The following is a 13,295-nucleotide window of genomic DNA, read 5'->3' on the forward strand; positions in this document are numbered from 1 at the left end:
ACGCGCTGGTTGCCGCGCCGGCGAGGGCTCGGTTCGACGTCCGCCCGGCTGCGGTCCCTCGTGGCCGGGCGCGGACAGGTCAGGACCGAGCTGGGGTACGGCGTCTTCCTGTCCTACAGCGGTGAGCGCGACCGGCGATGGCTGCCTGGCCTGCGACAGGTGATCGAGAAGCAGTCCCGCCCCTGGTACAGGCCGCCGCGTATCAGGGTCTTCCTCGACCGGACCGGTGTGTCGATCGGCCCGGAGCTCTGGGGCAAGATCGAGGCCGGTCTCGCCCGCTCCGACTGGCTCGTGGTCCTGGCGTCGCCGGAGGCGAGGTCCTCGGCGTGGGTCGACCGGGAGATCGAGTGGTGGTTGGAGCACAGGTCGGTGGAGACCGTCCTGCTCGTCGTCACGGCCGGGCAGCTGGTGTGGGACGAGCCGCGGGGCGGCTGGGACCCCGAACTGTCCACGGCGCTGCCGCCCCGGCTGGCGGGGAAGTTCGCGCGGCAACCCGTCTGGAAGGCCGTGGACCTCCTCGGGGACGGTGACGCGGGGTTCTCTCCCGACGTCGACGGTGTCGCCCTCGGAGTCGCGTCCGTCGTGCGTGGCCTCTCCGAGGACGAACTCCGGTCGGAAGGGCTCCGCGACACCCGGCGCAACCTGCGGACGGCCAGGGGCGTCGCAGCCGTCCTGGGCTGTCTGCTGCTGATCGCGAGCACCCTGTCGGTGGTAGCGGTCCTCTCACGTGCTGAGGCGACTCGGCAGCGCGACCAGGCCGTCGTCCAACAACTCATCACCCAATCCTCGTTGCTCGCCGACCGGGACCCGTTCGCCGCCCGGCTGAAGGCGTTGGCCGCGTGGCGGATCAGCCCCACTCCGGAGACCCGTTTCGCCGTGCTCGACGCCTCGGCCGATCCGGCGTCCGGAGTGCTCTCCCACTCGGTGCCCGTGGACGCGGTGGCCTTCAGCCCCGACGGCAGGACCGTCGCCTCCGGTGGCGGGGACGGGGTGGTGAGACTCTGGAGGACCGGGACACAGCGGACGGCGGGGCGTCCCCTCATCGGGCACCACCGGAGCATCACCTCGATCGTTTTCGCCCCGGACGGCAGGACCCTCGCGACCTCGGGCTTCGACGGCACCGTCCGACTCTGGGACACGGCCCGCCGCAAGCAGCTCGGCGCACCCTTCAACTCCGGTGCCGGGGAAGTACGTTCCGTCGTCTTCGGCCGGGACGGCAGGACACTCGTCACCGTCGACGAGGACCTCTCGGGGACCGTACGGGTATGGGACCTGGAGACCCGCCGCCGGATCGGCCGGCCGCTCGTCGGTCCGGGACAGTTCCTCGCCCTGGCCTCCGACGGCGGCATCGGCGCGAGGGCCGTCCAGGACGGTGTACAGCTCTGGGACATCGCCGCCCGCACACCGATCGGAGGAGTGCTGAGGGGCCGCGGGGGCGTCATCACATCGCTCTCCTTCAGTCCCGACGGCAAGACCTTCGCCGCCGCCGACATCGACGGCGGCCTCCAGCTGTGGGACGTCGCGGCGAGGGCCCCGATCGGCGACCACGTCGCTTCCCCCTCCACGGGGATCACGGCGATCACCTTCAGCCCCGACAGCACGAGGCTCGCCGCCGCGTACGGGGACGGTGGTGTACGGCTCTGGGATCTTCGGCGAGGCGGCCGGGCGGGCGGCCCGCTCATCGGCCACACCACCACGGCCCGCGCCGTCGCGTTCAGTCCGGACGGATCGGTTCTGGCCAGTTCGAGCGATGACACCACGGTCCGCCTCTGGGACATCCGTACGCTGCGGCAGACCGGAGCGCCGATCGACACGGGGCCGCAGCGGGCGACAGCGCTCAGCCCGGACGGACGGGCCCTGGCCGTCGCGGACCCCGAGGGGACCGTGCGCCTGTGGGACGTCGCCGCACGACGCCGCATCGGCGGTGTGCTGGCACGCGACGTCGACGAGCAGAGCCCCACCCTCGCGTTCCGCCCCGACGGCGCCGTGCTCGCGATCGGGTCCGACGGGCTACGACTTCTGGATGTCGCGACCCGCCGCCCCGTGGGCGGACCGCTGCTCGACGCGGGCGAGGTCGGTGCGCTGACCTTCGGCCCGGACGGCAGGACCCTCGTCAGCGGCGGTCGGGAGTCCGTACACGTATGGGACCTGGCGGTACGGCCTCCCACCGGCACAGCGCTCGGCGCCTGGTCCGTCAGCGTCGCGGTGAGCTCGGACGGCCGCACGCTCGCCGGAGTCACGGAGGACGACACGGTGGCGTTCTGGGACATGGTCACGCACCGTCGTGTCGGCGAGACCCCGATCGATCACACCGCGCAGATAGCGGCGGTGGCCTGGAGCCCGGACGGTACGACGCTCGCCACCGCGAGCCGCGACGACACCGTACGGCTCTGGGACGCGGCCACACGGGAGCGGATCGGGTCCCCACTGCGGGGCCATCGCGGCGGCGTCACGTCCGTGGTGTTCAGCCCGGACGGGAGCACCCTCGCCACCGGGGGCAACGACCACACGGTCCGGCTCTGGGACATCGCCACCGGGCGCCAGATCGGAGTTCCGCTGGAGGGCCACGGCGCGGGCGTCACCGGTGCCGCGTTCACTCCCGACGGTACGACGCTGACCAGCTGGGCCACGGACGGCACGGCACGCCGGTGGAACGTCGAAGCGACGGCCGACCCGGTTCGGTCACTGTGCGCCTGGGCGGGCGACGTGTTCACCGCCGACCGATGGCGCGAGAGCGTACCTCCGGGACCCGAGCCCCGCCCGCTCTGCCCGTAGTGAGCGGGCGAGATGCCCGGCGAAGTCGTGGCGCAGACGCGGGAGCACGCGTCGCCCCCCCGCGAACGTTTACCCGCGTTCCTCCGTCGTAAGGGAAAGAGAAGGAGGACCGCAGATGGCGGCATGGCACGGAGTCGGACGAGCCGGCTCGGACGCACGGTCCTCACCTCGTTCCGAGGACGCTTCCGTTCGCGCGGTCCTTGCCCTGGGCGGGGTGCCCTGGAGCGACCTCGACGACGGGGTCCAGCAGGTCAGACTGCGGCTTCTGGAGGCGGAGGCGGACCCGGCCCGGGAGGAAATCCGTAACCCGGCGGCCTGGCAGGCGGTCGTGGCCTCCCGTGTCGCCGCCGACTGGCACCGGTCGCGCTCCAGGGACGAGGGGTTGCGGCAGCGCCTCGCCGCGCGCTGGGCCCGGGACGACGCGGTGCGCCACCCGCAGGCGGACCGGGTCCTCGCGCTCTCCGTCGCGGATGCGCTGGAAGGCCTGGACGCGCCCCACCGGCAGGTCCTGGCCCTGCGCTTCTACGCGGACTTGACGGTTCGACAGATAGCGCGGCACCTCGACATCCCGGAAGGCACGGTGAAGAGCCGGCTGCACACGGCTACCTCGGCTCTGGGATCGAAGCTGCGCGACATGGAGGTGATCTGAGGTGACTGGTCTGACGGACTCCGAGGAGAGTCGGCTTCGGCGGGCTCTCGCCCTGATCGGCGAAGAGGCCGGGCGGGGCGACCGGGCCGAGGTTCCGGTTCGCCGGCGGCCCGCGCGGCATCGCGGGGGCATCACCATCGGTGCGCTCGTCGCGGCCGCGGTCGTGGGCGTCGGCCTGCTGACCGTCACGCTGGGGGATCCGAACACCGCCTCACCGGGCGGAGGCGGCGCTGCGGCTCCGGACGCGGAGGGCGGCCAGGGCCAGACGCTGCTGGAGTGGGTTGCCTGCGGGCGGACCATCGCGGTCGGCGACGTGACGGCGGTGAACCCTTCCGGCCAGGACGGCCGACTGACGGTGGCGTTCGCCGTGCAGGACTGGATCAAACCATCCCAGGGCGAGCGCGAGATCGAACTCGACGTCGTCGAACCGGCCGTGGCCCGCGTGCGCGAGCCGTGGCGCGTCGGCCAGCATCTGCTCATCGTGGTCCCGCAACGCCGTGACCTGGAGACGGACACCTTCGGCGGCGCCGAACTCGCCCCCAATCGGGCGAGTGTCGAGGAAGCGCTTCCCCAGGCCGAGCAGACGCGGTGCCCGGCGATCTGGCAGTCGGAGCAGAGCTGATCGTTCACATCTGTTGACGACGAGCCGTCAGATTGTATGTAGTGATCCTGTGTTGATTCGGGGGAGCCATACACGACGTGTGCGCTCTGCCGTGGTTTGCGTGTGCGCAGAGCGGAACGTCCGTGGCTTCACCGAGCAGTGCTACTGACCAACTCTGCGAACGGTGAGGCCCAACGTGTTACAGAAAGCCAAGAGACGAGTCGACGGTTCGGGCGACGGGGCGGCGCGTGGATCGCTCGGCAGGCGCGCCGCCGTGCCCGCGGTGGGCTTGGCCGCCCTGCTGGTGGCCACCGGCGTCGCCTGGGCGGCGGCCACCGACAACATGGTCCCCACGAACAACTACAACAAAGGGTGTTACACCGGTAGCGCCGACAGCGGGGTTGTCTGCCAGACGGACAACGCACAGGTCACGTACTACATGGACAGCGGCGGCAGTAACGCGCTGGAGAACGTCGACAAGAACATCGTGCAGAAGATGATGAGCTCGCAGTACGCGCCGACGGACCTCTCGATCAGCTACGACTCGACGCCTACGTGGAGCGGAAGCAGCGAGACCGACATCTACTACGCGGAAGCGACCGTGCCCGGCAGCATCAACGGCACCACCTGGTGCAACGACACCGCCAGTACCTACAGGTGCGACCAGACGTACATCCGCATCGAAGGCGGTGGCTTCTACACCCCTGGCCTCAGCTGTCACGAAACGGGCCATGCCGTGGGCCTTCTGCATGGATCCAACGCCTCCCCGAAGCTGTCGAAGACCAACAAGGCACTCGGCTGCATGCGAACGCCGGTGAACTACTCCGAGCCGCTCGGATCGAGCAACAAAGAGAACATCAACGGCCTCTACTGACCGCGAACGGAGGAAGGACGAACGTGAAGAGAACACTGCGTATCGCCGCCGTCGCGGGTGCGGTCGCCATCGTCGTGGCCGCCGGGCTGACCACCCATGAGTCGGATCCCGTCCGGGCCGGCAGGTCGGGCAAGGGCCACGACATCGTCATCGCGAACGGAAACGACCGGCTGCCCAACACAACCGCCTCGGACTGGATCACGTACGCCGACCACGTCGTGGCCGTGACCCCGGTGGCAGAGTCGGAGATACCGCCGACCCCGGAGGAGGTCGAGCGTGGCGAAGGGATGATCCTGCGCAACGTTCAACTGCGTGTGGACGACGTCGTGTGGTCCAAGGCGGCCCCCGGCCGGCCGGCGCCGACAGCCTTCGACTGGGTGGCCTACGGCTGGTCCTTCCAGGGCCCGGACACCTCCCAGCGGGTGAAGATGGCCGGCGAGGACGAACCGCGCCTCGAAGCCGGTCACAGCTACCTCATGGCCATCGAATGGCAGGAACCGCGCTGCAGCCCCGGCGACGAGCCCGTACCCGGCCAGTGGCGAGGTCTCGGCGAGGACTCCACCGTGCCCTTCGACGGTCAGGTGATCGGCGACGGGGAGTTGGAGGGGAAGCCCCAGTCCGCCGCCGAGCTGCTCGCGACCCAGGGCATCGAGGAACCGGATCTGAGCCTTGAGGACGAGATGACCGGCAAGGATGCCGCCGCCCTCGACCATGCCCTGGACACCGCCCCGCCCCAGACCGAGGAGCAGTTCGGCCCCGACCCGGCTGAGACGGCGTGTAAGTAGGAGGTCCTGCTCGACTTCCGACGATGACGGGGCAGGCACGAGCGACGACCCGCAGTGCTCCGAGGGGCAAGCGCTGCCCCGCCGGGTCGACGTCCGCAGCCTGCCGGCGGTGGCCAAGGCCTGCCCGGCCTGATCGGCCGGGCAGGCCTTGGCCCGCGTACGAGCGTACGAGGCGGGCGAGTCGCCGGTCCGTCACCTGTGGTGTCCCGCGCCGCGGGCGACCTGGGTGGTGGCCTCGGCACCCCCGGCGTAGCCCTGCCGCTGCGGGAGCCCTGAGGCGGCGACGACGATCCGGCCTGGGTGGTGGTCCGCATGCGGGTACCGCGGCGGCCATTGAATAGAGCGCTCGTTCTAGATGCGTGGTACGTTCTTGCCGCGCACTAAATAGAGCGCTCGTTTTAACGAGGGGTGGAGATCTCATCATGAGCAGCACCAAGCAGTCGGTCACCGTCATCGGCCTCGGCCCCATGGGGCAGGCCATGGTCGGAGCCTTCCTCGACCGCGGATACGACGTCACCGTCTGGAACCGCACCGCGTCACGCGCGGACGCTCTCGTCGCCCGTGGGGCGGTGCTCGCGCCGAACGTGAAGGAGGCCCTCGCCTCCAATGAGCTGGTGATCCTCAGCCTCACCGACTACGACGCCGTGTACGCCACCCTTGAGCCCGCCGCGGAGGCGCTGGCGAATCGGACCCTGGTGAACCTCAGCTCGGACACACCGGAAAAGGCCCGCGCCGCGGCCCGCTGGGCAGCCGAGCGGGGTGCAGTCCAGTTGACCGGCGGCGTCACCGTGCCGCCCTCCGGGATCGGGCAGGCCGAGTCCTCGACCTTCTACAGCGGCCCGCGTCAGGTCTTCGACCGGCACCGGCCCGCGCTCGAAGTCATCACGGGGCGGACCGACCACCGGGGAGAGGACCCCGGGCTCGCCGCGCTCCTGTACCAGGTCGGCATGGTCATGTTCTGGACCTCCATGCTGAGCTACTGGCAGGCCATCGCCCTCGCCGACGCCAACGGCCTGACGGCGGCGGACATCCTGCCGCACGCCGTGGAGACCGCGAACTCGCTGCCGGGATTCTTCACCTTCTACTCCGAGCGCGTCGACACCGGCCGGCACATGGGCGACGTGGACCGCCTGGCCATGGGGATGGCCAGTGTCGAGCACGTCCTGCACACCAATGCCGACGCGGGCGTCGACACCACCCTTCCGGCCGTGGTCGCCGACCTCTTCCGGCGCGGCATGGACGCGGGACACGCCGCGGACAGCTTCTCCAGCCTGGTGCAGCTGATGACGAAGGCCGAGGCGTAGTCGGGCCGGCCCGACGAGTGGCTCACCGAGCCGAACCTGATCAGCGACGGGGAGGGCCGACGGAGGGTGGGCCATGATGGAGATCCTCGCGCAACCCCGATGTCCAGCACGACAAGGCGGGCCGGCTCACCACGCCGGCTGACAGGCTGCTCGCCATGAGGGGAAGGAGTCCATGGCTGAAGTGATCGCGATGCTGGAAGAGCTCGGGGACATCACCCCGCTGACCGCCGAGGCTGCGGCGGCGCGGTTCCTGGCTCAGGAGTGGGCGCCCGGGGGCAAGGTCCGTGACGGCGTGGAGACGTCGTGGGACAAGGGCAGCGTCGGGGGCTGGATCCGGACGTCCGGTGGTGGGGCGGTCAGCGTCTCGTTCTTCGTCTGGATCCGTGACGTCGACGAGTCGGGCTACTTCGACGACCTGGATGCCGTCTACGAGCTGGGGGAGGAGGTGCTGGCCGACTTCCTCCCCGAGATCGAGGAGTCCCGGCTTGCCGGCCACCTCATCGAGGCCGAGCAGACGGAGGCGGACAGGGACGAGTTCATCAGGCTGAAGAAGTGGACCCTCGACGGCCTGCTTCTCACGGCCGGTCTGATCCAGCATGACGCCGACCTTCCGGTGATGGTCATGGTGGTGCTGGAGGAGACCGGCGCCGCCTGACCCAGCCCGTACGCCAAGGTGCCCGCGACTCCTCCGGGAGCGGACGGGCTGGGATGGCGTTCGACACGGCCAGGACTGCCAGGCCCAGAAGGACGGCAAGCAGGCCGTAGCCGGAGAGCAGCCAGTAGCCGGACAGCAGTCCGCGTTCGGCGCGGGTGGCGTTGGTGCGGTCCTGGCGGCGCATCTCCATCTCGCCGTAGCAGAAACCCGCCGCCCTGCCCGCCAGTTCCAGGACAAGCACGGCTGTTGGCCGAGCCTGCGCAGGGCGGAACCGATGTGCGATGCGGGCTGAAAAGCAACAGCGATCAGTGCAGGGTTGTGAGGCACGTATGCGAAGGCCGGATTGCCTGTTGCGATGGTGTGCCCTTTGGCCCCTCGGCCCATCGTGTGGTTGACGAGCACTGCGCTCTCACCGTTCCACGAGGGCCAGGACTGACACGTCGATCATCCACGGCTACTCCGGCTGCCCGCACGTCCGCGACGTCCTGGACGAGGCCCCCCAGGAGTTCTGATACAGCTGACAGGATCTTGGACAAGCCCTATCGTTGCAGGCCGGGAGAGCACGCCGCCCATTCGATCAAACAGAGGACAGCTCGCCTCATGGGAGCGCCAGGTTAAAAAGAAAATGCCATTTCTGTAATTTGTTACCTTTTCGTTGGGGCTGTGTGGTCCGGCCGATCTGTGACGAGATGGAAAACCAGATCCTGGGCTCTGGGTCATTCTCCTGATCAGAACAGGAATTTCTCTATGAGAATGTCTGCTATCCGGCGACTGTCAAGGCCGACGCAGTGGTGAGGTTTACAGAAGATGAAGCTTCGCTGCTCACGGCTGCGGACCTTCCTTATCTAGCGCTTTGCGCCGCACTCCTCTTCGCCGCGGCCCTGATTCGTGCGATCGCGTACGTGGCATTGCGGCCCTGGAGAGTCATCACGCCGACGCCCTGCTCCCTCAACTGTTACGACGTGGCGATGCTGAGAGGCGGCTGGTTCCGCGTCGTCGCTTCGGCGATTGCGGGGTTGGCCGATGCGGGGGCCGTAACCCTCCACCCGGGTGCCGTTGCGGAGATCCGCCCGGGCCCGCGGGCCGGGGCGGATCGGGACCCTGTCCAGAGCCAGGTGTTTGATCTCCTCTCCGACTACCCGAACGGGGGTCGGCTGGTAGAGGCTTTCAGTCGCACCGCCATCGCTGCCGACCTGCAACGCAAGTTGGTGGCATCGGGAATCATGCTGCCGCGCCAGTGGAGATTCGTGTTCAGCAGGTGGCTTTTCGGCGCTCTGGTCTTCATCGCCATGTCGGCCACGGTCGTCGAGCAGTGGGGGGAGTCGGGGGCCAAGTTTACCGCCCTGCTGTTCCTCGAACTGATGATGTGTGGCGTGTGCCTCGTGCTGTGCGAACAATACTTGCCGCTAACCCTGTCCCAGCCGGGGGTGGCACTGAATGCGCGCCTTCAGGAATTGGGCGACCATGAGCCGTCGGCTGACCCCATCGTGCAATGCTCGGGGCGTGATATCGCAGATTTGCTCGATGGTGATGAAGGCTGGCGCCTCGAACAGGGATGGGTCGGCTCTGCTGCGGGAAGAGTCGCCTTCGGTGGGTGGGACGAGTATCGTGACCGGTGGGGCCAGCCTATTCCCTTGCAGTTCTGGGAGTTGATTCCAGAAAATGTTGTGAGGACGCCCAAAGAACACCAACGCCGCAGTCTCTTCTTTCGGGTCATGGCCACGGTGTGCGGCGTGCTCGCAATCCCTTGTGCTGTGATCAGCTTTTCCGGGGCGGCATGGGTCGGTGTCTTCTGGCTGCTCCTGGCTGCGATTGGGGCCCGCTGCGGGACGCTGGCCAGGAAACACCGAGCGGCAGGCCGGCGTGATCCACGTGGCGTGATTCAGGACCCCGGAATGAATCTCTGGAAATCCTGGTATTCGGGCGCTCCGTACCCTCACCGCCCTAGTGTCCTATACCTGCGGTCGTTCGCGCACCACGATGCCCTTCTCGAAAAAACCACGCCATGGCAGAATATCAAGTCGGCGATTCTGGGCTCCAGCAGCTCATATATTGAGGAAATCGTTCACGTACTGCGTGCTTTCGGCCCTCCCATCGCGATCGGGAACCCGGGCGTGGCACTGCCCGGGCTGGGCGTTGTCGAGTTGGCCCCCCTGGCCCCCGACCTCAACCGGCCCGGCGGGCAACTTGATCGCTGGCAGGTGGAAGTGCTCAGGCTGATGGACAGCTCGGCACTCGTGGTGATCGCAGCAGGGCTTGGCGAGGGTCTGCTGTGGGAGTTTCAACAGGCGGCGTCACGTGTGCCCCCGTGTCGGCTGGTCGTTATCGTTCCGCTCGACTGCGAGGGTTACGCCCTGTTCCGGGAGCAGGTCGGTGCCTACTTCGAGCGTGGGCTCCCCGCCGACATCCGCGTGCCCGACAGGAGAGGGGAGATCAACCACGCATTGATCTACTTCAACCGCGACTGGACGCCCCGTTTCGCGGGGTTCGCGGACCACCCGCTGGCCCAGCTGCACCTCGGTCGTGTAGCAACCCGCTTAAGCGTACGGCGATACCGGAACCAGATCGCCCACGCGATGTACCCGGTGTTCCGCGCCAACGACGTCCGCTGGCCAGGAACGGAGATTCCCGCGCCCTTCGCACAAGCCAGCCAGCAGAAGCTGGTCACGGGTATGTCCCTCGGGCTCGCCGCAGCAGTTCTCGGGGTGGGTGGCCCGCTGATCGCTTTCGGCTTGTCGTCTCTATGGTGATCGCCAACGCGGTTGAAATCGTGGTGTCGTAGAGGGTGAGGGCTCGCCGCCCCGGACTTCGACGTCCAGCAGCAACGCATCGGGTACGCACTTGGTCATGTGAGGCCTCGACGACGATGTTGCCGGTCACCTCCATCCGCTCATCCGCACCCTTCTCGGCCGGCAGCGTCCGATTCTCCGGGCCGCCGCGCGCGGCGGGGAACTGCGCCCCCGGGTTCATGCTGCGGCGTGCTCCAAGTCCGCATATCAGATGTCGCGGAACAGACCAGAGAGTGCGGTGGCCTGTCAAAGAGTCTGCACACCGCACGCTGCGCCCTCACCGGCCGGCCCGCCCTGCTGCTGTCTCGCTTCAACCTCCTGCGTCAGCTCGTGCGGGAACCGCTCCAGGGCCTCACGGTCCCGAGTGTCCCTGTCGAGGCCGCCGCCACCGTCCACGGTTGGGTTCTGCGCCACTTCGACTACGGCGCTCCACGTACCCAGGACGGCTGGTTCGACTGGACGGCCTTCACGGGCCAGGCCGCCCGGAAACTCGGCACCGACGACGCGACCATGCCGCATCTTGTCGTCGACGAACGCCAGGACCTGTCGCCCGGCTTCGACCGGCTGGTCCGTATCGCCACCGTCTCCGTCACGGTCTTCGCCGACGGGTGTCAGCGCCTCACGGAAACGAACTCCACCCTCAACGAGATCACCGACGTTCTCGGCCGCATCACGGGACGCGTCGAGATCGCTCGGAACCACCGCGACAGCCGCGAGATCGCCTCCCTCGCCGAACACTTCCGCATAGACTGCATCCGACCCGAAATCCCCCTCCGCAACGGGACGCTGCCCGTGGTCGGCCACTGTTCCGACACCAAGGACCTGGCCGACAACATCGCCGGTCTGGTGGCCCGGCTCCCGCGGGACCGTATCGGTGTCATCGTCAACACCAAGCGCCTGGATGCCGACTTGGTGCGGCTCCTGGAACGCGTCGGCCTCGCCCACGAACCCAGCTCTACGGCTCGGAGGCCTCGTCCGGTCGCTGCCGCGACCTCGACCGCCCCCGGTGTCGTCCTCGTCCACCGCGCCAGCACCAGGGCCCCGACTTCGACACCGTCGCTATCGCCGACGCGGATTCCGACGCCGCCGACCCCACGGCGGCGACTTTGAGCATGGCGTACGAGGTCATGATCACCCGCGCCCGGCAGCGGCTGGTGCTGGGCTGTCAGGGGAGCCAGTTGCCTGGGCCTCCGGAGGAGTTGGACGGATGGGCGGATTCGCGGGTTGGGTCGTCGCAGTCGATGTCGGACGTAGGCTGCTGTCGGGAACAAGGGGGAGACGATGACTGACGACCACAAGACGACCGTGCCGGTGTGGACGCTGGCGACCGCTGACGTCCGAGTGCCGGGATTGGCCGCGGGCGAGTCGATGACAGCTGAACGCCTGGCTGAGCTCCGCGGAGTGCTGGCCGCTCTGGCCGACGAGCCGATCGTCACTCTGGAGGTACATCCGCTGCCCGACGAGATCGACCGAGGCCTGGGCATCGCGCTCGACACCGCGAGTCCCCTGGCACAGCACTTGTCCCAGTTCATCACGCAATCGACGCGCAGTTCCCTTACGGCGGCCAGAGCGACCGCTTCCGGCGAGAATCTGTATCGCATGGTGGTCCCGGCGAAGGTCGCCGCCCAGTTGGGACAGGGCATCGTCCGCCCGATGGTGCCGAAGGGGGCGGTCGGCGGCATCTACGGTGAGCTCGTGAATTCGACGGGCAGGATCGCTTCCAAACCGAGATTCGTGCCGGTCGGAGGCGCGGCAGCGACGGGCACGGCCGGCGGGGCCGGTGCGACCGCCGGTGCCGCGGCCGCCGGCGGCACGGCGCTCACCGTGGCCGCTCCGCTCGTGCTCATGGCCGTGGCGGTGGGAGTGAGCGCGCACGCCGACCGCAGGCGCCAACAGGCCATCGAACACATCACGGAACTGCTTGAGCGACTTCAGGAGGAGAAGCTCGACGACGAGCGCAGCACACTCGACGGCTGCCGTGGAGCCATCGACAAAGCCACGGCCATCCTGCTCGACCGGGGCAAGCTTGGTGTCTCCCTGGGACTCGACTCGGCGGTGCATGCCATCGACACGGCGCTGAGCAAGGCCGACGGGCGCTCTACCCGGTGGCAAGGCGCGCTCGACGGACTGCGCGAGGGCGAGGCCGTCGAACTCGGCACGCTGACCAAGGCGTTCCCCGGCGTCGATGACCATGGCGGTACGTTCCGCACCCACCTCGAACTGGCTTCCCTGGCCATCGCGCTGAAGCGGCGGGTGGTTGTCCTCCAGGCCGTCGAGCACGCGCAGAGCAACGACGGCAATCCGTTCGAGAACTTCACTCGCGAACTCAGGCGCGATCAGCAGCGCCTCGATGAAATGGAGTCGAGCATCGCCGGTGTCCTGGTGCGCCTGTCGGCACTGGAGCTGGCACGCCCGAGCGGCTTGCGGGCGCCCGTCTTCACGACCGGTGAAGTGGATCGCCTCATGAGCGCGACGCACCGCATTCACCAGCTGGGCCGTGGCGTCACCGTCAATAGCCGGCCGACAGACGTGGCGATTGAGATTGCTCGCGACAAGGACGGCTCGGTGGTCGTGTTCCCCGCATTGCCGGCGTAGACGTATCGGTGTGTTCGGCAATGCGCGCAGGGCGCGCCCGTCCCAAGGCGCCGATCAGCAGCGGCGGGCAGCCGGGCCGGGACCGTGGTGGGTGGCGCGCAGGGTGTTGAAGGCGCTGTCGTGATCGAAGGCTGCCTCGATAACAGCGCGCAGGATGGTGGCCGTCCGGGGCAGGTGGGCCAGGGACTCCCTGGGACTTCAGGAGAAGCCGCCAGAGGCCGGCATACCCGGTGTCGACCGGGCGGGGTCGAAAGCTGGCCTGGGCATT

11 protein-coding genes are annotated in these 13,295 nt (G+C 68.5%); 10 read left to right on the forward strand and 1 reads right to left on the reverse strand.

All coding sequences use genetic code 11. The features are described from left to right. Window positions 1-9: 9 nt before the first annotated feature. The 7 genes from ACIRJT_RS18090 (at window position 10) to ACIRJT_RS18120 (ending at window position 7,643) form a co-directional block, all read left to right on the forward strand. Window positions 10-2,775 (forward strand): toll/interleukin-1 receptor domain-containing protein, encoded by a 2,766-nt coding sequence (locus ACIRJT_RS18090; protein ID WP_403910302.1) that lies wholly within the window; start codon window positions 10-12, stop codon window positions 2,773-2,775. A 115-nt stretch (window positions 2,776-2,890) separates the two neighbouring features. Then, complete coding sequence (locus tag ACIRJT_RS18095) at window positions 2,891-3,424, forward strand: sigma-70 family RNA polymerase sigma factor (RefSeq protein WP_403910304.1); 534 nt, start codon at window positions 2,891-2,893, stop codon at window positions 3,422-3,424. A 1-nt stretch (window position 3,425) separates the two neighbouring features. Continuing rightward, entirely contained in the window at window positions 3,426-4,046 is a 621-nt protein-coding gene (locus ACIRJT_RS18100) for a hypothetical protein (RefSeq protein ID WP_403910306.1), read from the forward strand. A gap of 163 nt (window positions 4,047-4,209) precedes the next feature. After that, window positions 4,210-4,899: a hypothetical protein gene (locus tag ACIRJT_RS18105; RefSeq protein ID WP_403910308.1), complete on the forward strand. Its 690-nt coding sequence runs from the start codon at window positions 4,210-4,212 to the stop codon at window positions 4,897-4,899. Window positions 4,900-4,922: 23 nt separating this feature from the next. Beyond that, entirely contained in the window at window positions 4,923-5,684 is a 762-nt protein-coding gene (locus ACIRJT_RS18110; protein ID WP_403910310.1) for a hypothetical protein, read from the forward strand. Between the two features lie 422 nt (window positions 5,685-6,106). Then, the gene (locus tag ACIRJT_RS18115) at window positions 6,107-6,988 is read left to right on the forward strand and encodes an NAD(P)-dependent oxidoreductase (RefSeq protein ID WP_403910312.1); all 882 of its coding nucleotides are present in this window, start codon (window positions 6,107-6,109) and stop codon (window positions 6,986-6,988) included. A gap of 172 nt (window positions 6,989-7,160) precedes the next feature. Further along, the gene (locus tag ACIRJT_RS18120) at window positions 7,161-7,643 is read left to right on the forward strand and encodes a hypothetical protein (RefSeq protein WP_403910314.1); all 483 of its coding nucleotides are present in this window, start codon (window positions 7,161-7,163) and stop codon (window positions 7,641-7,643) included. Here ACIRJT_RS18120 and ACIRJT_RS18125 read toward each other — a convergent pair. Further along, on the reverse strand, window positions 7,609-7,884 hold the full coding sequence (locus ACIRJT_RS18125; protein ID WP_403910316.1) for a hypothetical protein: 276 nt from the start codon (window positions 7,882-7,884) through the stop codon (window positions 7,609-7,611). The genes ACIRJT_RS18120 and ACIRJT_RS18125 overlap by 35 nt on opposite strands. Window positions 7,885-8,434: 550 nt before the next feature. On the opposite strand from ACIRJT_RS18125, the gene ACIRJT_RS18130 reads away from it, so the two are divergent. The 3 genes from ACIRJT_RS18130 (at window position 8,435) to ACIRJT_RS18140 (ending at window position 13,027) form a co-directional block, all read left to right on the forward strand. Next, complete coding sequence (locus tag ACIRJT_RS18130) at window positions 8,435-10,393, forward strand: TIGR04222 domain-containing membrane protein (RefSeq protein ID WP_403910318.1); 1,959 nt, start codon at window positions 8,435-8,437, stop codon at window positions 10,391-10,393. 228 nt (window positions 10,394-10,621) lie between these two features. Further along, a complete protein-coding gene (locus tag ACIRJT_RS18135) occupies window positions 10,622-11,542 on the forward strand; it encodes a hypothetical protein (protein WP_403910320.1) in 921 nt (306 codons plus the stop codon). Window positions 11,543-11,713: 171 nt separating this feature from the next. After that, window positions 11,714-13,027 carry a hypothetical protein gene (locus ACIRJT_RS18140; RefSeq protein WP_403910322.1) on the forward strand — a complete coding sequence of 438 codons (1,314 nt, stop codon included), beginning with the start codon at window positions 11,714-11,716 and terminating at the stop codon, window positions 13,025-13,027. Window positions 13,028-13,295 lie beyond the last annotated feature (268 nt).

It is taken from the genome of Streptomyces sp. NPDC102283 (assembly GCF_044766265.1).
Taxonomy (GTDB): Bacteria; Actinomycetota; Actinomycetes; order Streptomycetales; family Streptomycetaceae; genus Streptomyces.